General features: G+C 71.5%; 19 protein-coding genes and 1 tRNA gene. 12 read left to right on the top strand and 8 right to left on the bottom strand.

All coding sequences use genetic code 11. The features are described from left to right. The first annotated feature begins 62 nt into the window (after window positions 1-62). Window positions 63-2,069, top strand: a complete 2,007-nt coding sequence (locus ACZ6TI_RS06925; RefSeq protein WP_465344032.1) for an acetyl/propionyl/methylcrotonyl-CoA carboxylase subunit alpha — start codon at window positions 63-65, stop codon at window positions 2,067-2,069. On the opposite strand, the gene ACZ6TI_RS06920 is transcribed toward ACZ6TI_RS06925, so the two are convergent. From ACZ6TI_RS06920 to ACZ6TI_RS06900, 5 genes are all read right to left on the bottom strand, one after another. Further along, a complete protein-coding gene (locus ACZ6TI_RS06920) occupies window positions 2,070-3,383 on the bottom strand; it encodes a serine/threonine-protein kinase (protein ID WP_465344031.1) in 1,314 nt (437 codons plus the stop codon). 31 nt (window positions 3,384-3,414) lie between these two features. Beyond that, window positions 3,415-7,059, bottom strand: a complete 3,645-nt coding sequence (locus ACZ6TI_RS06915) for an adenylate/guanylate cyclase domain-containing protein (protein ID WP_465344030.1) — start codon at window positions 7,057-7,059, stop codon at window positions 3,415-3,417. After that, window positions 7,056-7,850: an MBL fold metallo-hydrolase gene (locus ACZ6TI_RS06910; protein WP_465344301.1), complete on the bottom strand. Its 795-nt coding sequence runs from the start codon at window positions 7,848-7,850 to the stop codon at window positions 7,056-7,058. The genes ACZ6TI_RS06915 and ACZ6TI_RS06910 overlap by 4 nt, the downstream gene beginning before the upstream one ends. 104 nt (window positions 7,851-7,954) lie before the next feature. Continuing rightward, window positions 7,955-8,446 (bottom strand): RidA family protein, encoded by a 492-nt coding sequence (locus ACZ6TI_RS06905; RefSeq protein ID WP_465344029.1) that lies wholly within the window; start codon window positions 8,444-8,446, stop codon window positions 7,955-7,957. After that, window positions 8,443-8,598, bottom strand: a complete 156-nt coding sequence (locus ACZ6TI_RS06900; protein WP_185038204.1) for a DUF4177 domain-containing protein — start codon at window positions 8,596-8,598, stop codon at window positions 8,443-8,445. The genes ACZ6TI_RS06905 and ACZ6TI_RS06900 overlap by 4 nt, the downstream gene beginning before the upstream one ends. Window positions 8,599-8,709: 111 nt before the next feature. On the opposite strand from ACZ6TI_RS06900, the gene ACZ6TI_RS06895 reads away from it, so the two are divergent. The 3 genes from ACZ6TI_RS06895 (at window position 8,710) to bagB (ending at window position 12,137) form a co-directional block, all read left to right on the top strand. Continuing rightward, complete coding sequence (locus ACZ6TI_RS06895; protein WP_465344028.1) at window positions 8,710-9,948, top strand: Rv0361 family membrane protein; 1,239 nt, start codon at window positions 8,710-8,712, stop codon at window positions 9,946-9,948. Window positions 9,949-10,015: 67 nt separating this feature from the next. Then, window positions 10,016-10,975, top strand: a complete 960-nt coding sequence (bagA, locus tag ACZ6TI_RS06890) for an ATPase BagA (RefSeq protein WP_465344027.1) — start codon at window positions 10,016-10,018, stop codon at window positions 10,973-10,975. 25 nt (window positions 10,976-11,000) lie between these two features. Next, window positions 11,001-12,137 carry an ATPase BagB gene (bagB, locus tag ACZ6TI_RS06885; RefSeq protein WP_465344026.1) on the top strand — a complete coding sequence of 379 codons (1,137 nt, stop codon included), beginning with the start codon at window positions 11,001-11,003 and terminating at the stop codon, window positions 12,135-12,137. A gap of 29 nt (window positions 12,138-12,166) precedes the next feature. Here bagB and ACZ6TI_RS06880 read toward each other — a convergent pair whose 3' ends face one another. Further along, window positions 12,167-12,469, bottom strand: a complete 303-nt coding sequence (locus tag ACZ6TI_RS06880) for a WhiB family transcriptional regulator (protein ID WP_465344025.1) — start codon at window positions 12,467-12,469, stop codon at window positions 12,167-12,169. Window positions 12,470-12,788: 319 nt separating this feature from the next. Here ACZ6TI_RS06880 and ACZ6TI_RS06875 point away from each other — a divergent pair, with 319 nt between their 5' ends. After that, window positions 12,789-15,203 (top strand): penicillin-binding protein, encoded by a 2,415-nt coding sequence (locus ACZ6TI_RS06875; RefSeq protein WP_465344300.1) that lies wholly within the window; start codon window positions 12,789-12,791, stop codon window positions 15,201-15,203. A 52-nt stretch (window positions 15,204-15,255) separates the two neighbouring features. On the opposite strand, the gene ACZ6TI_RS06870 is transcribed toward ACZ6TI_RS06875, so the two are convergent. After that, window positions 15,256-15,708, bottom strand: a complete 453-nt coding sequence (locus ACZ6TI_RS06870) for a GatB/YqeY domain-containing protein (RefSeq protein ID WP_465344024.1) — start codon at window positions 15,706-15,708, stop codon at window positions 15,256-15,258. Between the two features lie 25 nt (window positions 15,709-15,733). On the opposite strand from ACZ6TI_RS06870, the gene ACZ6TI_RS06865 reads away from it, so the two are divergent. The 5 genes from ACZ6TI_RS06865 (at window position 15,734) to cutA (ending at window position 18,467) form a co-directional block, all read left to right on the top strand. Beyond that, on the top strand, window positions 15,734-16,627 hold the full coding sequence (locus tag ACZ6TI_RS06865) for a metallophosphoesterase (RefSeq protein ID WP_465344023.1): 894 nt from the start codon (window positions 15,734-15,736) through the stop codon (window positions 16,625-16,627). A 74-nt stretch (window positions 16,628-16,701) separates the two neighbouring features. Continuing rightward, window positions 16,702-16,778, top strand: a tRNA-Pro gene (locus ACZ6TI_RS06860). Between the two features lie 60 nt (window positions 16,779-16,838). Then, the gene (locus ACZ6TI_RS06855; protein ID WP_465344022.1) at window positions 16,839-17,252 is read left to right on the top strand and encodes a pyridoxamine 5'-phosphate oxidase family protein; all 414 of its coding nucleotides are present in this window, start codon (window positions 16,839-16,841) and stop codon (window positions 17,250-17,252) included. 371 nt (window positions 17,253-17,623) lie between these two features. Then, complete coding sequence (locus tag ACZ6TI_RS06850) at window positions 17,624-18,127, top strand: hypothetical protein (protein WP_465344021.1); 504 nt, start codon at window positions 17,624-17,626, stop codon at window positions 18,125-18,127. Window positions 18,128-18,146: 19 nt separating this feature from the next. After that, window positions 18,147-18,467, top strand: a complete 321-nt coding sequence (cutA, locus tag ACZ6TI_RS06845) for a divalent-cation tolerance protein CutA (RefSeq protein ID WP_465344020.1) — start codon at window positions 18,147-18,149, stop codon at window positions 18,465-18,467. Here the strand turns inward: cutA and pyrE are convergent. Then, the gene (gene pyrE / locus ACZ6TI_RS06840) at window positions 18,457-18,984 is read right to left on the bottom strand and encodes an orotate phosphoribosyltransferase (RefSeq protein WP_465344019.1); all 528 of its coding nucleotides are present in this window, start codon (window positions 18,982-18,984) and stop codon (window positions 18,457-18,459) included. The genes cutA and pyrE overlap by 11 nt on opposite strands. Window positions 18,985-19,055: 71 nt before the next feature. Here pyrE and ACZ6TI_RS06835 point away from each other — a divergent pair, with 71 nt between their 5' ends. Both ACZ6TI_RS06835 and ACZ6TI_RS06830 read left to right on the top strand, forming a co-directional pair. Next, window positions 19,056-20,225, top strand: coding sequence for an FIST signal transduction protein (locus ACZ6TI_RS06835; protein WP_465344018.1), 1,170 nt, complete (start codon window positions 19,056-19,058; stop codon window positions 20,223-20,225). 2 nt (window positions 20,226-20,227) lie between these two features. Further along, the gene (locus ACZ6TI_RS06830; protein ID WP_465344017.1) at window positions 20,228-22,393 is read left to right on the top strand and encodes a putative bifunctional diguanylate cyclase/phosphodiesterase; all 2,166 of its coding nucleotides are present in this window, start codon (window positions 20,228-20,230) and stop codon (window positions 22,391-22,393) included. The last annotated feature ends 62 nt before the right edge of the window (window positions 22,394-22,455 follow it).

Here is a 22,455-nt window from a genome sequence, read left to right as displayed (position 1 = left end):
GGAAAGAGGGCCGCGCTCCCCTGAGCGGCTCCACCGCACTGCAAAGTGAAGAGGACAGAGAAGTGATCCGACGTCTTCTGGTGGCCCACCGTGGTGAGATCGCCCGCCGGGTGTTCGCCACCTGCCGCCTGGTCGGCATCGAGACCGTAGCCGTCTACTCCGACGCCGATGCCGACGCGCCGCACGTCACGGAGGCCGACTACGCCGTCCATCTGCCCGGCAACGCGCCGTCGGCGACCTACCTGCGCGGCGACCTGATCATCGCGGCGGCCAAGCGGGCCGGCGCCAACGCGGTGCACCCGGGCAACGGCGTGATGGCCGAGGACCCGGACTTCGCGGCGGCGGTCGCGGACGCGGGGATGATCTGGGTCGGCCCGCCGGCGAAGACGCTGGGCGCTCTGCACAACAAGATCGAGAGCAAGATCAGGGTCTCCGAGGCCGGGGTACGCGTGCTCCCGACGTACACCGACCCGGAGAAGGTCAGCCGGTTCCCGGTGCTGATCAAGCCGGCCATCGGCGAGGGCGGCGCGGGCATGCGCGTGGTCCGCGACAAGGTCACGCTGGCCGAGGCGGTCGCCTCCACCCGCCAGGAGGTCGGCTCGGACGTCTTCTGCGAGCCCTATGTGGAGGATGCCCGGCACATCGAGGTGCCGATCCTGGCCGACGCGCAGGGCGCCGTGGTGCCGTTCGGCGAGCGCGAATGCTCGGTGCAGCGCCGCTACCAGAAGATCGTCGAGGAGACCCCGTCCCCGGCGGTGGACCCGGGCCTGCGCGAGGAACTGTGCCGCGCGGCCATCATCAGCGTCCGGGCGCTCGGCTTCGTCGGCGTCGGCACGGTCGAGTTCCTGCTCGACCCGGCCGGCGACTTCCACTTCCTCGAGCTGACCCCGAGCCTGCAGGTCGAGCACGCGATCACCGAGTGCGTCTCCGGCTATGACCTGGTCCGCCTGCAACTGCTGGTGGCCGAGGGCGGCAGCCTGCCGATGCCCGGCCCGCCGCCGATCCGCGGGCACGCCATCGAGGTGCGGATCTGCGCGGAGGACCCGGCGTACGCCTGGCTGCCCGCGGCCGGCACCCTGCACCGGTTCGAGGTGCCCGACGTGGCCGGCTCGTTCCGCCCGCTGCCACAACCCGGCCTGCGCCTCGACTCCGGCGTCACGGACGGCTCGGTGGTCGGCGTGCACCACGACCCGATGCTGGCCAAGCTGGTGGCCTGGGCCCCGACCCGGCCGGAGGCGGCCCGGATGCTCGCCTCCGCGCTGGCCCGAGCCCGGCTGCACGGCGTGGTCACGAACCGCGACCTGCTGGTCCGCGTGCTGCGCCACCCGTCGTTCCGGATGGGCGAGGTGGACACCGGCTTCCTGGACCGGCACCCCGAGGTGTTCGCGCCACTGCTGTCCTCGGTGGACGCCGTCCGCATCTCCTGCCTGGCCGCGGCCCTGGCCGGCGCCGCATCGCGCCGCTCGTCGGCCCGGGTGCTGGCGTCGCTGCCCAGCGGCTGGCGCAACGTCCCGTCCGGCTCGCAGACCGCGGTCTACGACGGCCCGGCCGGCCCGGTCGAGGTGGGCTACCGGATGAACCGGCACGGCGAGCTGGCCGGCTGGTGGGTGCGCGCGGTGGACCCGGAGGAGCTGGACCTGGCCGGGCTGGGCCAGGAGCCGACCATCGACGACCACCCGCCGACCACGGTGGTGCACGCGGCCGCCGACCGGGTGGTGCTGGACGTGAGCGGCATCCGGCTGACCTTCGGTGTGCACCGGGTCGGCGAGGTCTCCTACGTGGACAGTCCAGAGGGGTCGGTCACGCTGCGCGAGCTGTCCCGCTTCCCGTTGCCCGCGCCGGAGGCCGCCGAGGGCTCCCTGATCGCACCGCTGCCGGGCGCGGTGCGGCGGGTGCTGGTGGTGCCGGGCCAGCGGGTCCGGGCCGGCGAGCTGCTGCTCACTCTCGAGGCGATGAAGCTCGAACACCCGGTGCACGCGCCGTCCGCGGGCGTGGTGGCCTCGCTGCCGGTGCACCCGGGCGCCGAGGTCGACACCGGCGAGTTGCTGGCGGTGCTCGACCCGGAGTAGCTACCGGGTCGGGGCCGCGAGGCAGCGGAAGGTGCGGTCGTCCCCGGTCGACGGCTGCACCGAGAAGGACCACCCGTCCAGGTCCTCGACCGAGGTGGCCCGCCGGAACGACCGCACGCTGCACACCTGCCGGACCGTCTCGTCGCTGGTCACGGCGTCCCGATCCAGCGGGTCCACGGACGCCGGCAGCGTGCCGGTCGCGAACACCCGCCACCCCAGCGGCGATGTCGACGCCACCGGCATCCGCAGCTTGCCCGCGATCGACCGCACCGCGGGCCGCTGCGCCGAGACCAGCCAGGCGCCGCCCAGCGAGGCGGTGAGCAGCAGGAACACGCCGAACCCGCCGAGGAACCACTTCCGCTTCTTACGCTCGGTGTGCACCGTGGGCGTGTCGTCGGACCGCGTCGGCGTGGCCGGCGGCACCGGCCGCGGCTGGGTGAAGCTGGCCGAGCGATAGAGCGACGGCGGCGGAGGCGGCGGCCCGCCCGGCGCCAGCTGCAGGCCGCCGAGCATCTCGCGCAACTGCTCGGCGGTCGGCCGGGCGCGCGGGTCGTTGGCCATGCCGTAACGCAGCACCTCGGTCAGCGAGTACGGCACGTGCGGCAGGTCCGGGATCGGCCGGTCGAAGAGCTCCATCAGGGTGATCAGGCTGGGGCTGCGGTCGGTCTCCCAGCGCGGCGGGTGCCCGCGCATCACCGCGTAGAGCGTCGCGCAGAGCGCGTACACATCGACCGCGCCGGACGGCGCGTCGTGCCGGAACATCTCCGGCGGCGCGTACGCCGGGGTCAGCACCTCGAGCGTGACCGAGGAATCGCGCATCTCGCCCAGCACGGCCAGCCCGAAGTCGGCCAGCACCGCCGGGTTGAAGTGCGAGTAGAGGATGTTCGCCGGCTTCACGTCGCGGTGCAGCACCCCGTTCGCGTGCGAGTGCACCAGCGCGTCGGCGATCTTCACGCCCAGATCGCGCGCCTCGACCGCGCCGAGCGGCGAGATGCGCATCCGATCCAGGTACGACCCGTCGCACAACTCCATGATCAGGTAGGGGTGCTGATCCACGGTGACGCCGACGTCGAACAGGTCGACCACGTGCGGGTGCGACGACATCCGGCCGGCGGCCCGTGCCTCGCGCAGGAATCGCGCCTGGTCACGAGGATTTTCCAGGGTTCTGTTCTCGACCTTGATGGCCACTTCACGGCCGACCGAGTCCTGTGTCGCCTTGTACACAGTGGCGTACCCACCGCGGGCCATGACCGACAAGCCGGACATGCCTGGCACGTAGGGTGTGGGCAGAGCGCCAGGCGAGGTGTCCGTCACGGTTATGAAAATACGCCAGGCGAGGAAGAGATCATCCCGGCACGTCAGACGCGTACGCGACAGTTTGCGCGGCAGGCGTGATCTGGAGCGCCAGCGCGTCCCGCAACTCCTCCGCCGCCGGCCGTTCACCCGCCTGTTGCGTCGAGTGGGCGAGCCGCACCGCTTCCTCCGCGGCGGCCCGCGCGTCGTCCATGCAGCCGGTCGCGGCCAGCACCCGGGCCAGCACCCCGGCGGTCACCACGCAACTGCGCACGTCCTCGGCCGGCGCGTCCTCGGCCCGCCGGATCCAGGCCAGCGCGGCGTCCGGCCGGCCGTCGGCGAGCAGCGCCGAGGCATAGGAGGCCAGCGCGTGCCGCCGCGAGAAGAGCAGCGACGGCGAGCCGGTGTCGCTGGCGATCGGCGCGAGCAGACCGACCGCGGTGGACGGGTCGCCCGCCCGCAGCCGCGCCTCGGCCAGCAGCACCCGCGGCCCGACCTGGGCCGGCGCCAGCGGGTTGTGCGGCTCGACCGCGGTCATCACCCGGCGGGCATCCGCCTCCGCCGCGGCCACGTCGCCCTGCTGCAGCGACACGAAGCCGCGGATCGTGCCGGCCATGCCGAGCAGCAGCGGGTGCCCGGTGCGGTCGGCGAAGCCCAGCGCGTCGGTGAGCAGGTCGTGCGCGTGGTCCCACTCGCCGAGCCCGCGCGCGATCGCGCCGCGCACCACCAGCGCCAGGCCCCGGCCCCAGTCGTCGGAGACCGCGGCGAACTCACGGAACGCCTGCCGAGCCTCCGCGTCCGCTTCGGCCAGGTCACCCTGCTCCGAGGCCGCGTACGCCTCGACCGCGCGCAGCGTGCCCACCGCCCAGCCTTCACCGACCCGCTCACCGAAAGGCAGGAAGATCCGGGCCAGCCGGCGCGCCTCGGCCAGGCGGCCGGAGAGCAGCCGGGCGAACGCGGTGGTGCCGCGCAGCCAGGAGCGCCCGACCGGATCGCCCAGCTCGGCGAAGAGCCGCGCGGCCCGGCCGAGCACCGCGTCGGTGCCGGCGAAGTCGCCGCGAGTGGTGGTCACCCAGGCCAGGTTCTGCAGCGCCCAGGCCTGCCCGTGGCGATCACCGGCGGCCAGCGTCACCTGATATGCCGCGGCGAACCGGCTGCTCGCCTGGCTGAGCTTGCCGGAAAGGAAGTCGGCCATGCCGAGGCGGCGCATCGCGTTGGCCCGCTCCGGCGCCAGCTCGGCGTCGGTGGCCACCTCCAGCGCCTCCTGCCAGGCCGCGACCGCGCGTGGCAGGTCGCCCAGCGCCTCGTGCGCCCGGCCGGCCACGAGCAGCGCCTCGGCCCGGGCCACCGGCTCGTTCGCCGGGTTGCCGCCGATCTTCTCGCCGTAGGCCAGCGCCTCGTCGGCCCGGCCCAGGCGCAGCAGCGCGCGGGCGTGCACCAGCTGGTCCGGCAGTGGCAGGTCGCCCTTGGCCAGGGCGGCGGCGCGGTCGCCGTATTCGATCGCGGCGGCCGGCTCCACGCTGGCCAGCGACCGCCGGGCCAGCCGGCCCAGCGCGTTGATGCCCAGCTTGCCCACCTCGCGGGCCGGCGCGTCGGTGCGCAGCCGCACCTGGTCGGCCAGTTCCACCGCGCACTCGGCGTGGGTGGCGACGAACATGTCCCGTTCGTTCTCGGTCAGCGCCAGCCGCCCGGCGGCGTCGTAGCCCAGCTCGGTCACGCTCTCCGGGGCCGCCCACCGGGCCAGGTAGGCGTGCTTGTCGGCCAGGTCCGCCCGGCCGATCCCGGAGTAGGACGCCTCGCGCATCAGCGGCGTGCTGAACGCGAACCCACCCCGCACGCGGTGCAGCATGCGGCGTTGCAGCAGCTCGTCGACGGCCCGTTCGAGCTCGACCGCCGCCACCGCGCCGGGCCGCGCGTCACTGCTCGCCCGGCGCTCGCGCAGCGCTTCGATCACACCGGTCGGCACCGTGTCGCCGACCACCGCCGCGTCCCGCAGCACCGAGCGGGGCTCGGCGGGCAGCGCGTCGATGCGGGCGGCCAGCACCGCGGCCAGGTCGCGGGAGAGCAGCTGACTGCCCAGCGACCCGTCGGCGAGTTGCCAGCGCCCGGCCGCGTTCGCGCCCACCGCCGGGGTCAGCGCGCCGCGTTCCATCAGCAGCGTGACCAGCTCGGCCAGATAGAACGGGTTGCCCTGCGCGGTGGCCAGCAGCCGGTCCGCGTCGGCCTGCGCCAGCTTGCCGCCGTTCAGATAGGAGTTGAGCAGCCGGGAGGCGTCCGCACCGCGCAGCGGCGGCAGCGTGTGCACCTCGGCGTCGGCCAGCCGGGTCAGCGCGCCCGCGGTGCGCACCAGTTCGGGCCGGCCGAGCAGCAGCACCACGACCGGGCCGTCCAGCCGGGAGAGCGTGCTGCCCAGCGCGTCCACCGTGGTGGCGGTGGCGTCGTGCAGGTCGTCCACGATGACCACCAGCGGCGCTTCCTGGGAGAGCGCGCTGAGCAGGTCGGCGACCGCGATCGAGATGGCCTCGGCATCGGTGCGCTTGCCGCTGGGCTGCCAGTCGGCGGTCGCGTTCGGGCCGACCGGCGTGGTCGGCGCCTCGCCGTAGCCCAGCAGCCCGAGCAGCCGGTCGATGTCCACCTTCGGTGGCTCGCCGTCCCGGCCCAGGCGATTGATCAGCTTGCGCAGCCGCTCCTCGACCACCGGCCGGGTGATCGTCGCGGTCACGTCCTTGGGCAGACCGGCCGACTTACGGACCAGGTCGGCCAGCGGCGCGAAGCGGCGGCGCTCACCGAACGCGCGGCACCGCACCCGCAGCACCCGTGCCCCGGTGTGCGCGGCGAACCGCCCGTTGCCCAGGTCGTAGCCGGCCGCCATGCGCTTGACCTCGCCGGCGAACCGGGTCTTGCCGATGCCCGCCTCGGCGGTCATCACCAGGATCCGCGGGGTGCCGGTGTCGATCACCTCGGCCAGCCGGCCGGAGACCCGCCCCAGCTCGCTCTCCCGGCCCACGAACGGCGCCTCGTCGCCCAGACCCGAGCGGGTGCCGGGCGCGTCGTGCAGGCCGAGCAGCTCGAACGCGGGCACCGGCTCGCGCTTGCCCTTGAGCCGCAGCGGGCGCAACTGCCGCCAGGAGGCGACGTGCCGAGTGCCGCCGCTGGTGCGGGAGCCGGCATAGATGGTGCCGACCGCGGCGGCGTCGGCCAGCCGGGCGGCGGTGTTCACGGTGTCGCCGATGACGGTGTATTCGATCGCGGCCTGGATGCCGGCCACCACCTCGCCGGTGTTCAGCCCGACCCGTAGGCCGAGCGGGGCGCCGCCGCCGCGTTCGTCGTCCAGCACCCGGCGGACCGCGCGCTGCATGCTCAGCGCGGCGCGGACCGCCCGCTCGGCGTCGTCCTCGTGGGCCACCGGCGCGCCGAAGACCGCCATGATCCCGTCGCCGGTGAGCTTGTCGACGTGCCCGCCGAAGGTCTTCACGGCGCCGGCCAGGGCCGCCAGCACGCGGTCGGTGACCGCGCCGACGCGCTCCGGGTCGAGGTCCTCGGACCAGGAGGTGAAGTCGGAGAGGTCGCCGAAGAGCACGGTCACGATGCGCCGCTCGGCGGCCGGGAGGGTGGCCGCGGCCGGAAGGGCCGCGCCGCAGTTGTGGCAGAAACGGGCGCCCGGCACGGCGACGGTTCCACACACGGGACAGGTCACAGCGGGTCCAACTGTTCCGGCCCGGGTTGTGATTCCCGCCTCAGGTAGTCCAGTTGCGCCGCGGCGGACCATTCTGCCGCGAAGCGCACCCGCGGGTCGATGTCTGGATACACAGCGTCAACAATCGCCTCCGGAGTGTCCGCACCGGCCGCCATCGCGGCGCGCACCTGCGTCAGCCGCTCGCGCCGATGCGCGAGATAGGTCCGTGCGGCGGCGGCGCAGTCGGCCCCCGCCGGGCCGTGCCCGGGCAACAACATCCTCGGGTACGAGCTGAGCACCTCGAGACTGGCCAGGTACGCACCGAGATCGCCGTCCGGATGAGCCACCACGGTGGTCCCGCGGCCGAGAATGGTGTCCCCGGTGAACACGGCCTCGGGTGTCACGAAGCAGACCGAGTCGGCGGTGTGCCCGGGTGTGGCCAGCACCTCGAGCCGCAGTCCGGCCTCGGTCAGCCGGCCGGCCCGCAACGGCGGCGAGTCGACGCAGTGCTGCGGGTCGGCCGCGCGCACCGGCACCCCGCTGAGCAGCCGGGACAGCTTGGCGGCCCCCTCGACGTGGTCGTGGTGGCCGTGCGTGATCAAAATGGCGCTCACCGGCGCATGCGCGGCGATCGCCGCCAGGTGCAGGTCGTCACGTGGCCCGGGGTCGATCACCAGGGCGCCGGCCGACCGCGAGGCACGCAGCACCCAGCTGTTCGTGCCGTCCAGCGTCATCGGCCCCGGATTGGGCGCGCGCACCAGCGTCACCCCTGCCGGCAGCCCGCCGTCCGCAGCACCCCCCACGTACCGGATGTTACGTCGCTCGGGGCCACCTGGCAGAGACTGGATGTGCGATCCGGTCACTTTCGGTCACGAATCGCGCATGAACTCACAGACAAGCCACGTCGCTGAACGGATCAAACGACCTCGGCGATGACCTCCACCTCGACCGGGGCGCCGAGCGGAAGCTCCGCGACACCGACCGCGCTGCGAGCGTGCCGGCCGAGCTCGCCGAGCACCGCGCCGAACAGCTCGGAGGCGCCGTTGACCACCGCCGGCTGGCCGGTGAAACCGGGCGCGGAAGCGACGAAACCGGTGATCTTCACAATCTTCACCACCCGCCCCAGGCCCACCAGAGCGTCGATCGCGGCCAACGCGTTCAGCGCGCAGGTGCGGGCCAGGTCGGCGGCCTGCTCGGGCTCGACCTCGGCGCCGACCTTGCCGGTGGCGATGAGTTTGCCCTCCACCATCGGCAGCTGACCGGAGACGTAGACATGGTTGCCCGACTGCACGGCCGGCAGGTAGGCCGCCAGCGGCGGGACCACCTGCGGCAGGGTCAGGCCCAGCTCGGCCAGCTTGGCGTAGATCGCCGCGCCGCCGTCCCCGCTGACCGGCGTCGGGGTGGTCACGACTTGGGCCGCTTCATGTACGCCACCAGCTGCTCCGGGTTCGGACCGGGCACCACCTGCACCAGTTCCCAGCCGTCCTCACCCCAGTTGTCGAGGATCTGCTTGGTCGCGTGGACCAGCAGGGGCACGGTGACGTACTCCCATTTCTGCATGCGGTTCAGTGCTCCTTCATTCGGGTACCGCGACAGCTTAGGGCTCGCGCGGGCCCGCATTTCGTTAGGCTGAGTCCGATGTCACCAACGGGAAAGGATGGAGGACAGCCGATGACAGCACCGTCCGGTCATCCCGAGCCCGAACCGGTCCCGACGCCCGAGCCGGATCATCCGCAACCGATCCCGCCGCCCGAGCCGGTGCCCGTTCCGGAACCGCCACACGAGTCCGCCTCAGCCTCTGAGGCGGACTCGGCCTCTGAGGCGGATCCAGTCTCCGGGGCGGACTCGGCCGCCGAGACCGTTTCGGCTTCCGCGGACTTCATCGACGCCGGTCCGGTCACGTCCGAGGTGGCGTTCCCGCCGGCCGGCGCCTTCGCCGACGAGCGATCCGCGCCGACCGCCGACATCTCCGCGCCGCCGACCGAGCAGATGGGCCTGGTGCCCAACCTCTCCGCGCCGCCGACCGAGCAGATGGGGCTCGTGCCCAACCTCTCCGCGCCGCCGACCGAGCAGATCGGGCCCGTGCCCGAGGCGCCGAAGCCGCTGCCCGACGACTTTTCGGAGCCGACCGGCGAGTTCGCCGCCGTGTCCGATTTGTCAGCATCGACCGACGAAATCCCCCGCGTTGCCGACCAGACCGAGCAGATGCCCGCCGTGCCCGGTGGGTCCGCGGCCACCGAGGAGATCGCGCCGGTCCGCGAGCGGCCCCCGGCGAGCTGGCAGCAGCCGGTGGCGAGCGAGCCGTTCCACGCCCGGCACGAGAAGCCCGGCGAGTGGCAGTACGACCCGCCCGAGCACCTCGCCTTTCAGCACTCACCGCCGGCCGAGGTGCAGGACCCGGCCCAGCTCGTGCGTGCGGCGCCGCATCCACCCTGGGAGGTGCCGCTCACCGCGGACGACGCCGACCGCCGGCGGCGTACCGGTCTTTGGATCTCGGTTGCCTTGACCACCACGTTGCTGCTCTGCGGTGGGGGCGCCGCCTCGGCCTATCTGCTGCTGCGGGACGCGGACTCGACCGGCGCGCCCGATCCGGCCACCGCGGTGAACGAGTTCATGACCGCCGTCTACACCCGTCACGACCCGGCCGCGGCCGGTGAGCTCGTCTGTCGCGAGGCCCGCGACCCGGACCGGCTGGCCGCCCGCGTCGAGCAGGTCAAGGGCTATGCCGCGGAGTACGACGCACCGAGCTTCCGCTGGGACGAGCCGGCCGTCGACTCGCAGGGCGAGGAGCGCGCCACGGTCTCGGTGCAGCTGACCATGTCGACCGAGGACGAGAAGACGGCCCAGCAGCAGCTCACTTTCACCACCGTCCGCAAATCGGGCTGGTTGGTCTGCGAGATCACGGGCTGACTGAGCTGACTGGCTCCGCTTCGCTCCGCGGCGATTGCCTTGTAACCGGCGCCGTACTCTCGAAGTCATGGGTGAGCAACAGCGGACCTCGCGCTGGCCGGCGCGTCTCCACGTGGTGACCGGCAAGGGCGGCACCGGCAAGACCAGCGTCGCGGCCGCGCTGGCCCTCGGTCTCGCCGAGGGCGGGCGGCGCACCCTGCTGGTCGAGGTCGAGGGACGGCAGGGCATCGCGCAGCTCTTCGACGTCGAGCCGCTGCCCTACAAGGAGCTGCGGATCGCCGCGCTGCCGGGCGGCGGCGAGGTGCGTGCGCTGGCTGTCGACCCCGAGGAAGCGCTGCTCGAATACCTCGAGATGTTCTACAAGATGGGTGCCGCCGGGCGGGCGCTGCGCAAGGTCGGCGCGATCGACTTCGCCACCACCATCGCCCCGGGGCTGCGCGACGTGCTGCTCACCGGCAAGGTCAAGGAGTCCACCACCCGGTCCCGCGACGGTCGCCGGGTCTATGACGCCGTCGTGCTGGACGCGCCGCCGACCGGCCGGATCGGGCGTTTCCTGAACGTCACGGCGGAGACCGCGCGGCTCGCCAAGATGGGCCCGATCAAGACCCAGAGCGAGGGCGTCGCATCCCTGCTGCGGTCCCCGATCACCTCGGTGCACGTGGTGACCCTGCTCGAGGAGATGCCGGTGCAGGAGAGCCTGGACGCGATCGCCGAGCTGCGCGCGCTGGACATCTCGGTGGGCCGGATCATCGTGAACGCCGCCCGGCCGCCGCTGCTGAGTGAGGGCAAGGTCACCAAGGCCGAGCTGAGGCGGGGTCTGACCGCGGCCGGACTGCCCGCCGACACCGGCACCGTGGCGCTGCTGCAGGACGAGGCCAAGGCCCATCTCACCCGGCGTGGCCTGGAGGAATCGTTGCGCGCCGAGCTGACCGAGCTGGGTGTGCCGATGGTCGAGCTGCCGCTGCTGCCGCAGGGCGTGGACCGGGCCGGCCTGGACGAGCTCGCGGATCTGTTGCTCGGTGTCTGACGACCGGACTCGTTACGCTCGGGTAGTGACCGCTCCGCGCCTCGACCTCGACGCGATGCTGGCCGACCCAGTCACCAAGATCGTCGTCTGTTGCGGCTCGGGCGGCGTCGGCAAGACCACCACCGCCGCGGCGCTCGGTCTGCGCGCCGCCGAGGTGCACGGCCGGCGCACCGTGGTGCTGACCATCGACCCGGCCCGCCGGCTCGCCCAGTCCATGGGCCTGACCGAGCTGGACAACACGCCGCGGCAGGTCAAGGGCATCGACACCGAGGCCACCGGCGGCGAGCTGCACGCCATGATGCTGGACATGAAGCGCACCTTCGACGAGGTGGTGCAGGCGCACACCACGCCGCAGCGAGCCGCGGAGATCTTCGCGAACCCCTTCTATCAGGCGATGAGCTCGACCTTCTCGGGCACGCAGGAATACATGGCGATGGAGAAGCTGGGCCAGCTCCGGGCCGGCGGCGAGTGGGACCTGATCGTGGTCGACACGCCGCCGTCGCGGTCCGCGCTCGACTTCCTGGACGCGCCGGCGCGGCTCTCCCGCTTCCTCGACGGCCGCATGCTGCGGATGCTGCTGGCCCCGGCCCGGACCGGTGGTCGCAGCATGTTCTCGCTGGTCACCGCCTCGTTCGGGCTGTTCTCACGGGCGGTGCAAAAGATCCTCGGCGCCCAGTTGCTGACCGATCTGTCGGGCTTCGTGGCGGCACTCGACTCGATGTTCGGCGGGTTCCGGCAGCGCGCCGACGAGACGTACCGCATCCTGCAGGACCCGCAGACGTCGTTCGTGCTGGTCGCCGCGCCGGAGCGCGACGCGGTGCGGGAGGCGGCCTACTTCGCGGAGCGGCTGGTCGCCGAGCGCATGCCGCTGGCCGGGCTGGTGCTCAACCGGGTGCACCGCTCGGCGCTGAGCGCGCTGTCCGCGGCGGACAGCGAGGCGGCCGCGGCCGCCCTCGACGAGGCCGGCGACCACCAGGTCACCGCGGAGGCGTTGCGGATCCATGCCGGGTTGCTCCGGCAGACCGATCGAGAGGTACGCGTCGCCGCGGCCTTCACCGACGCGTTCCCGGCCGTGCCGACGGTGGCGGTGTCCGCACAGCCCGCCGACGTGCACGACGTCGACGGGCTGCGGACGATCGGCGCCGCTCTGGCCGGCGCTTGATGATCTTTCCCTGGAGGGATGTCTACTGCTCAGCGGGCCGAGACGAGCACCTTGTCGGCGTTCTTGTCCTTGAGCGCGGCCTCGAACATCTTCCGCCAGCTCGCCACGTGTGGGTGCCGGCGCAGCAGGGCGCGGCGCTCCCGCTCGGTCATCCCGCCCCAGACCCCGAACTCGATGCGGTTGTCCAGGGCATCCGCGAGGCACTCGTAGCGAACCGGGCAGCTGCGGCAGATTCTCTTCGCCACGTTCTGCTCGGCTCCCTGCACGAACAGCGCGTCGGGATCTCCGCTCTGACACGCCGCCATGCTGGGCCAGTCGCTGATCATTCCCATCTGTACACGTCCCCCCTTGCCTTTACCCCCTGACGTCGGCGGGCTCATGTCCCCCAAGCCGTGCAGACGTCGTGCGATAGCTCGCCGGACCATCATGCTCCGTAGTCGGGCGATTACGCAACGTTGTCCATCAAAATCGGCATAGGTGGGCACACTCGGGCATAGCGGGTCAGCCGATCGCACCATGTGGGGGAGCAATTTTCGGGAAAACGGCCCGCGGTCGCGGGTCAGAGGGCAGGATCACTCTCGGCGAACCGTGACCTGCTTGATGAGCAGGTCCATGCGGCCGTCGGGTAACTTGCATGTCGTGAGTTCCTGGATGCGCCGACGAGATCACAACATCTTCGCCAACGCGACCTCGCTCCTGATCTGCGGATTACTCGCGGGAGTGGTGGTTGCCGCTGCCGCGTTCCCCGCGGTGGCGATGTCCGGTCTGGCCGCGAAGGCCGGCGGGGAAACCTTCGCTCAGCTGCCCAGTGAGCTCAAGCAGGCGACCGCCCCTCAGGTCACCCGCATCTTCGCCAACGACGGGCGCACCCAGCTCGCGGTGATGTATGACGAGTTCCGCAGCGACGTGCCGCTGAAGGACATCTCGCAGAACATGCAGGACGCCATCGTCGCGGCCGAGGACCACCAGTTCTTCGAGCACAACGGCGTGGACGTCAAGGGCGTGGCGCGCGCGTTCGTCAACAACAACAGCGGCAAGCAGCAGCAGGGCGCATCCACCCTGACCATGCAATATGTGCGGATGTCGCTGGCCTACTCGGCGACCAACCCGCAGGAGGTCGTGGACGCCACCAAGGACACGCCCAAGCGCAAGATCACCGAGATGAAGTACGCGCTCCAGATCGAGAAGGAGCTGTCCAAGCAGCAGATCCTCGAGCGCTACCTGAACACGGCGCCGTTCGGCGGCGGGGCATACGGCGTCTTCGCGGCCAGCCAGGTCTACTTCGGCAAGAAGCCCAAGGACCTCAACGTGGCCGAGGCGGCTCTGCTGGCCGGCCAGGTGAAGGCGCCGTCGGCGTTCGACCCCACCACCGAGACCGGTTACCCGCAGGCCAAGGACCGCCGCACCTGGGTGCTCGGCAACATGCGCGACCTCGCCTTCATCACTCCGAAGGAGTACACGGAGGCGCAGGCGGTCAAGATCCCGCGGGAGATCAAGCGGGTCGGCAACGGCTGCGTCTCGGTCGCCAAGAACGCCTGGGGCTTCTTCTGCGACTACTTCTACCGCTGGTGGAACAGCCAGCCCACGTTCGGCGTGAACCAGTACGACCGCGAGCGCCAGCTGAAGAGCGGCGGCTACCGCATCGTCACCTCGCTGGACATCAAGGCGCAGGACGCGGCCCGCAAGCGGATCACCTCGAAGATCAAGGACGGCAACCAGAACGCGGTGCTGCTGGCCGGCATCGAGCCCGGCACCGGCCGGGTCCGGATGCTCGCGGCGAACCGGAAATACAAGATCGACGACCCGAAGAACCCGCAGAACAAGATCTCCTCGGACCCGAAGAAGGCCAAGAAGAAGATCAAGGGCACCTACCCGAACACGACGAACCCGCTGCTCACCGGTGGTGGTGACATCACCGGTTACCAGGCCGGGTCGGTGTTCAAGATCTTCACGGTGATCGCGGCCCTGGAAAAGGGCTACCCGCTGAGCTACACGATCAAGGCCGAGAAACAGGCCAAGACCAACTACATCGTGCAGTACGGCAGCCCTGCGGCCTGCCCGGGAACGAACAAGTACTGCCCGGAGAACTCGGGTGGCGGCGGCGCCGGGGTCTACAACATGTGGACCGGGTTCGGTAAGTCGATCAACACCTTCTTCGTGCCCCTCGAGGAGCGGGTCGGCGCGGAAAACGTGGTCGACGTGGCCAAGCGGTTCGGAGTCCAGTTCCGGGCATCGAACGACGCCCGGATCGCCAACGACAAGGACGCCGCCCACCAGTGGGGTGCGTTCACCCTGGGCGTCTCCTCGTCCACGCCGCTGGAGATGGCGAACGCCTATGCCACGCTGGCCGGCGACGGCATGTACTGCGAGCCGACCCCGGTGCAGGAGATCAAGACCCAGAAGGGCGAGAAGATCGACGTCGGGAAGCCGCACTGCACGCGGGCGACCTCGGTCGACGTGGCCCGCGCGGCGCTGGACGCGGCCCGCTGCCCGACCGGTGACCAGTCGAACTACGGCAAGTGCAACGGCGCCACCGCCCGCGACGCGCACGCCACGATCAAGCACCCGACCTTCGGCAAGTCCGGCACCACGGACAAGGACAAGACCGCGTCGCTGATCATCGGCACCACGGAGATCGTGGTGGCGGGCTACATGGTCAACCCCGACTGGGCCGATCACAACGACCGGATGCAGCACCCGATCGTGAACCCGGCGGTCTATCAGACGGTCGCGGACTACATGAAGGGCAAGCCGAAGAAGGAGTTCAAGAAACCGGGAAGCCGGAAGATCACCTTCGGTGAGCAACGCTCGATTCCGGGCGTGGAGTGCGCCTCGCTCGGCGATGCACGCTCGCGCATCTCGGGCGCCGGCTTCGAGGTCTCGGTGCAGAGCATCCCGGTGGACTCGAAGTGCCCGGCGGGCACGGCGGCCGGCACCAACCCGAGTGGCCGCACGATCAAGAACGGCGTCGTGGTGATCGAGGTCAGCAACGGCAAGGGCGCCGACAAACCGGATCAACCGGGACCGGGGACGCCACAGATACCCGGGTTCCCACCCAGACGTTAGCGATCGGCGAGGGCCGGACTTCCAAGTCCGGCCCTCGTCGTTTCGGTGTCAGCTATCCGAGCTGCCTGCGGACCTCGGCGGCGACCCGGCCGCCTTCGGCGCGACCCGCGACCGCGGCCTGGGCGGCCTTCATGGCCGGGCCCATCTGCCCCTTGCCGGTGAAGCCGCCGGCCGCCAGCGCACCCTTGACCAGCTCGGCGATCTCGTCGTCGGTGAGCTGCTTGGGCAGGTAACGCTCCAGAATGTCGCCCTCGGCGCGCTCCTTGGCCGCCTGCTCGTCCCGGCCGGCCCCCTCGAAGGCGGTCGCGGCCTCGCGGCGCTTCTTCGCCTCCTTGGTCAGCACGCTCGTGACCTCGTCATCGGAGAGATCCCGGGCGGCCGTTCCGGAAACCTCCGCATTGCGTACGGCGGACAGCGCCATCCGCAACGTCGAGAGGGTGAGCTCGTCCCGCCCCTTCATGGCGGTGCGCAGGTCCTCGTTCAGGCGGTCCTTCAGCGTTCCCATGGACGGAGAAACTACTCTTGCCGTCATGCGGAAGCGCACCGTTATCTCACTGGCCGCCGGGCTGACCGCCGCGGGCGGCGCCACCTTCGCCTACGCGTCCCTGGTGGAACGCAACATGTTCACGCTGCGACGCTTCGATGTGCCGGTCCTCGAGCCGGACGCCGAGCCGTTGCGCATCCTGCACGTCTCGGACCTGCACATGATGCCCGACCAGCGGCGCAAGCAGGCCTGGGTGGCCGCCCTGGGTGGCACGGATCCGGACCTGGTGGTGGTGACCGGCGACAACCTTTCGTCGCCGGACGGCGTTCCGGGCGTACTCAAAGCATTGGATCCGTTCTTCGACGTGCCCGGCGCGTTCGTCTTCGGCAGCAACGACTACAAGGGCCCGCTCTGGAAGAACCCGCTGCGCTACCTGGCCGGCGACCGCGAATATGTGCAGGGCGTCGACCTGCCGTGGCAGGACCTGCGCGCCGCCTTCGCGGACGCGGGCTGGACCGACCTGAACAACGCCCGCACCCTGATCAAGGCGGGCGGCCGCTCGATCGAACTGGCCGGCGTGGACGACCCGCACGTCAACCGCGACGACTACGACGCGGTGGCGGGCCCGGTCTCCCGCGACGCCGACCTGCACATCGGAGTGACCCACACCCCCGCGAGCCGGGTCCTCTCCCGGATGGCCCAGGACGGCTTCAGCCTGCTGCTGGCCGGCCACACCCACGGCGGCCAGGTGCGGGTCCCCGGCTACGGCGCGCTGACCACGAACTGCGACCTCCCGCACGCCATGGCGCGCGGCCTGCACCGCTGGCCAGGCACCGACAGCTGGCTGCACGTCTCGGCCGGCCTGGGCACCCACCCCACCGCACCGATCCGCTTCGCCTGCCGCCCGGAGGCCACGATTCTCACCCTGATACCGCGCTGACCTGCGCTTACGGCGTTGCCGGTATACCGATTTCGCGGGTCCCACGGCATCGGATACTATTGCTCAGCACGCCGCGGGGTGTGGCGCAGCTTGGTAGCGCGCTTCGTTCGGGACGAAGAGGCCGTCGGTTCAAATCCGGCCACCCCGACCACGTGAGGGCCGGTTCTCCACAATTGGGGGCCGGTCTTTTCGCTCTCGTAGGCTGGCCCTCATGTTCCACGACGACGATCTCGCGCTGCTCGGCCGGCCGCTCTATGCCTTTCTCACCGTCGCGCCGCGCGGGGAGCGCTGGCCGGCGCCCCGCCCGGTGTGGTTCGAGGTGGCCGAGGACGGCAGCCTGCAGATGTTTTCCAGCCCGGGCGCGCCGAAGCTCGACCGCCTGCGGGAGCAGCCGCGGGCGTCCGTCGTCGTCGCGGCGCCGGTCGGCGAGCCGGAGCACTGGGTGGCGGTCGAGGGCCCGGTCACCCTCCACGACGAGGGCGGCCTCGAGCTGGCGATGCGGCTGGCCGGGCGCTACTACGACGCGATCGACGCGACCCGCCAGGCCTTCATCGACGACTGGCATGAGTCCGGAGTGGTGCGCATCGTCCTGCACCCGGACAAGGTGAACCGCTTCTCCGCCTGACGCCGGCCAGTCCGATCGTGGTCGCGGAGCGCGGGGCCAACCCGATCTTCGTCGTGGTCTGGGTGGCCTTCATTTTGATCATCCGCGGCAGCCAGTTGTGGGCGGCCTTCGCACCGCGACGCTGACCACTACACTCCCGCGGATGGGTGCGATAAAGCCGTGGCATTTGATCGTGTGTCTGATCGTGGTCGCGATCATCGTCGTCGGCCTGCTGGCCTCGATCGTCGCCGGACGCAAGAAGCGTTAGCCGGCCTCCGGCGGGTCGATGATGTCGCCGAAATGCCGCACCGTCATCGGGCGAAAGAAGCTCAGGTAGCGCGGGCGCGAGTCGATGGATAGGGCCGCACAGGCGAGACCCTAGGAGACTTTCGATGGTTTGCCCGCACTGCGGCACCGCCCCCGCCGCGACCGACACCGCCTGCCCGACCTGCGGCGCGCCGGTCGCCGCCCGATCCGTGCCGGGCGCCTACGCCGCGGTGACCACGCCGGCCCACGCCGACCCGACGGGTTTCACTCCGCCGGCCTGCAACCCGGCGCCCGCACCCCACACAGCCTGGCCGCAGCCACCCGCGCCGCAGATGCAGCCGGGCGGATACCCGCCGCCCGGCCACGGGCAATATCCGACCTACCCGGGCATCAACCAATACGGCTTCCCCACCGCGCCCAGGAAGACCGCCAACAACTACAGCATCGCCGCCATCGCCCTTGGCTGCGTCGCTGTGCTGGTCAGCCCGATCATGCTGGGCCCGGCCGCGATCGTCCTGGCCGCCGTCGCCAAGAAGCAAGGCGAACCCCGCGGCACCCTCGCCCTGATCATCGCCATCGCCGGAACCGTGGTCGGCCTGGCCTTCTCAGCACTGATCGCGCTTCTCTGAGACGTGGTAGACAACGGCCGTGGAGATCTGTGAGGTCGTGATCACGGCCGCTGATGCCGGCTGGCTGGCGGAGTTCACCAAGCGGCTCGTCGCCGACCGGCTGGCGGCCTGCGGGCATCAGACGGCGAGCATCCGGTCGATCTATCGCTGGGACGGTGCGGTGCAGGACGAGCCGGAGGCCCGCGTCGCCCTGCACACCCGCACCGCCCTGGTCGAGCGGATCGTCGCCCGCGCGAACGATGAGCATCCCTACGACGTGCCCTGCGTGATCGCCCTGCCGGTGGTCGCCGGCAATCCCGCCTATCTGCGGTGGGTGGAGGCCGAGACGCTCAGCCCTTGAACGCGTCCAGGTCGGCCCGGGACAGCAACGCCCGCAGCTGGATGCCGGCCGCGGACAGGGTCTCCGCTCCACCCTCCTGGCGGTCGATGACGCACAGCGCGTGGTCCACGTGCGCGCCCAGCTTGCGCAGCTCGCCGGTGGAGATGACCACCTGGCCGCCGGAGGTCACCACGTCCTCGACCACCAGCACCCGGCGGCCGGCTACCTCGGCGCCTTCGCACAGCCGGGCCGTGCCGTACTTCTTGGCCTCCTTGCGGACGAACGCGCAGGGCAGCCGGGCGTGCCGGCCCAGGGCGGTGACCACCGCGATGCCGCCCATCTCCAGGCCGGCCAGCACCTCGGTGCCCTCCGGGATGAGCATCGCCATCTGCTCGGCGAGCGCGTCCAGCAGCGCCGGGTCGGCCTCGAACTGGTATTTGTCGAAGTACTCGGTGGCAGTGCGGCCGGAGCGCAGGGTGAAGGTGCCGGTGAGCCGGGCGACGCCGTTGACCTGGCGGGCGAGGGAAGAGTCAGTCACAAACGCACAGCCTAAACAGCACCCCGACCGCACCCACTCAGCTACCGCCCAGGCCCGCCGAACAGAGGATCATGCAAACACCGCACCGGTGGTTCGGCGCCGGGCACAGCACCGCCGCGGACAGCGCCAAAGCGGGCGCCGAGGCGGCCACGTCGGCGATCCACGGGCGTACCCCGGAAGTGGTCTTTGTCTTCGCCTCGATCCAGCATGACCTGACGGCGCTGCTGCTCGCCGTGCGGGAAGAGGCGGGTGGGACCGCGCAGATCGTCGGCGCCACCACCTTCGGCGAGCTCGCCAACGACGGTGCGAGCGTCGGCGGGGTGTCGGTGGCCGCGCTGGGCGGTGAGGGTTTCACGGTGCGCACCCGGGTGGCGCACATCGGCGACGTCGGTCACCGCCAGGCCGGCGCCGAGGCCGCCGAGGCGATGTCCGACCTGCCGCACTCGAAGGGCCGCAACAGCGTCCTCGTCCTGCTCGCCGACGGCCTCTCCGGCAACCCGCACGAGGTGGTCCGGGGCGCCTATTCGGTGCTCGGCGCCGCGGTCCCGCTGGTCGGCGGCTTCGCGGGCGGCGGCACCGAGCGGATCCGCACCTTCCAGTTCCACGACGACACGCTCTATGAGAACGCCGTCGTGGGCGTCGCGCTGGCCTCCGACGCCCCGATCGGGATCGGCATCGCGCACGGCTGGCACCGCCTCGAGCCGCCGATGATCGTGACCCGCAGTTCCGGCGGCACGATCTTCGAGCTGGACGACGAGCCGGCGCTGGACGTGCTGCTGCGGCGCAACGACATGGCCGGCGGCACCACTGAGGACCTGTTCCGCGACAAGGAGCACTTCCAGGCGCTCGGGCTGTCCCGGCGCAACGGCGAGGACGTCCGGGTGATCGACGACGCGGACGACGCCGAGCGTTCGGTCCGGAGTTCCGTGGACGTGCCGCAGGGTGCGCTCTGCTGGCTGCTGGAGGGCCCCGCGCCGGCGTTGATCGCCGGCGCCGGCGAGTCCTGTGCGGAGGCGGTGGAGGGGCTGGGCGGCAAGGTTCCGCTCGGCGTGCTGGCCTTCGACTGCGGCGGGCGGCGGATGCGGCTGGGGCCGGAGGGCATGGCCGAGGAGATGGCCGCGATGCGGGCCGCGCTGGGCAGCACGCCGTACGCGGGCTTCTACACCGCCGCGGAGATCGCCCGGGTGCGCGGCGCCCTCGGCACCCACCAGCTCACCCTCGTCACGCTGGCCCTGGCCTGATCATGTCCAACTGGTCGACGCACCAGCTCACCGAGTACTTCTCCGCGGTCACCGCGGCGCCCGACGAGGCACAGGCCATCTCCGCCGCGACCGAGCGGGCCGCCGAGCTGGTCGAGGCCGAGGTCGCCGCCGTGGTGATGGACGACAACGTCCACGGCGCGTGGGGCTTCGGCCCGAACGTGCCGGTCACCGGCCTGGTCCGGGCCGACCGGCGGCTCGGCGTTCCGGGCCTGGGCGCCCTGCACACCAGCTACAACGCGCTCGGCGACAACGTGTCGGGCGCGCTGATGGTGGGCCGGCTGCACGACCAGTTCAGCCCCGAGGAACGGCAGATGCTGCAGGGCATGGCCCAGGTGCTGGGCCTGGCACTGCGCAGCGTGCGGGTGCTGGCCGGCGAACGCAGGCTGCGGGCCGACGCGCAGACCCGGCAGCACCTGGTCGAGACCCTGCTGACCATCCAGCGGGCGATCTCGAACCGGCGGCCGCTGCCGGAGATACTGGACGCGGTCACCGGCGGCGCGGCGGCGCTGCTGGGTGGCGCGTCGGTGGCGCTGATGCTGGCCGAGGAGGGTCGTGCGCGACGCCTGACGGTGGCGTCTACGGCCGGCGAGACCGACGCCGCGGCGCACGAGGCGGAGGCCCGGGAGGCGATGGCCACCGGGTCGGTGCTGATCCGGCCGCTCGCCTCGGGCGCGCTGGTCGCGGTGCCGGTGCAGGTCACCGGCGAGATGGCCGGGAGTCTGGTGGCCCGGCTGCCGGGCGCCGCCGCGCGGCACACCGAGCAGTTGGACCAGCTGGCCGCGTTCGCCCAGCAGGTGAGCCTGGCTCTGAGCGACGCCCGTACGGTCGAGGCGGTGCACGATGCACACCATGACCCGATCACCGGGCTGCCGAATCGCGGCCTGTTCCTGAAGATCTTCAACCGGGTGCTCGCCTCGCGGGACGGGCCCGACCCGACCAGCGTGCTCTTCGTCGACCTCGACCGGTTCAAGGCGGTGAACGACAGCCTGGGCCACGAGGCCGGTGACCAGTTGCTGGCCGCGGTGGCCGGCCGGATCCGCAGTTGCGTGCGGGCCAGCGACACCGCCGCGCGGCTGGGCGGCGACGAGTTCGCGGTGCTGCTGATCGACTCCCCGATGGACGCGGCCACCTCGGTCGCCGAGCGGATCATCGACGCGGTGAAGGAGCCGTTCCGGCTGGTCGGGCGGGACATCTTCATCGGGGCGAGCGTCGGCGTGGCCATCTCGCGGGACCGGGACGAGCCGTCGGAGATCCTGCTCGACCACGCGGACGTGGCGATGTACCGGGCCAAGAAGGAGGGTCCCGGCAAGGTGGTGGTGTTCGAGCCGTACATGCACACCGAGGCGCTGGACTATCTGAGCCTGCGTGGCGACCTGCAGAAGGCGCTGGACGGTGGCGAGTTCCGGCTGCAGTACCAGCCGCTGGTCCAGCTCGACTCGGGCGAGACGATCGGCGTGGAGGCGCTGATCCGCTGGCACAGCCCGAGTCGCGGGATGGTGTCGCCGGTCGACTTCATCCCGATCGCCGAGGAGTCCGGGCTGATCGTGGAGATCGGCCAGTGGGTGCTGGAGACCGCGGCGGTGCGGGTGGCGGCGTGGCGGCGCGCGTACCCGGATCTCACTTTGAATGTGAACGTGTCGGGGCATCAGCTGACGCATCCACGGTTCGCCGACGATGTGATGCGGGCCCTGGCGGTGGCCGGCCTGCCGTCCAGCGCGGTCACCCTCGAGCTGACCGAGTCGGTGCTGATGAGTGAGCCGGACCTGGCCGTGGCCGCGCTGAGCGCGTTGCGGACGCTCGGCGTGCAGCTCTCCATCGACGACTTCGGCACCGGTTACTCCTCGCTGGCCTACCTGCGGGAACTGCCGGTGGACGAGCTGAAGGTGGACCGCGTCTTCATCGCGCGGGCCGAGCTGACCCAGGAAGACCTGGCTCTGGTACGCGTGATCGTGCAGCTCGGGCAGATCCTGGGCCTGCGGGTGGTCGCCGAGGGCATCGAGAACGTGGCCCAGTTGCAGGCGTTGCAGGCGCTCGGCTGCGGGCTCGGCCAGGGTTACCACCTGTGCCGCCCGGCCGACGCGGAGGATCTCCCGGGGTTTCTCGAGAAGACCGCGCGGCGTCACCCGAACGCGTCACTCATCTCATAGTTACGGCCCGTTCTGTCGGGTTTCGAGTATTTTGCACCCAATGGGAGATCCACTGCCCCGAG

The organism is Actinoplanes sp. NPDC051388, assembly GCF_055586225.1.
Note: the sequence above shows the minus strand (reverse complement) of the source record. Positions and strands in the feature narration are given on the sequence as shown.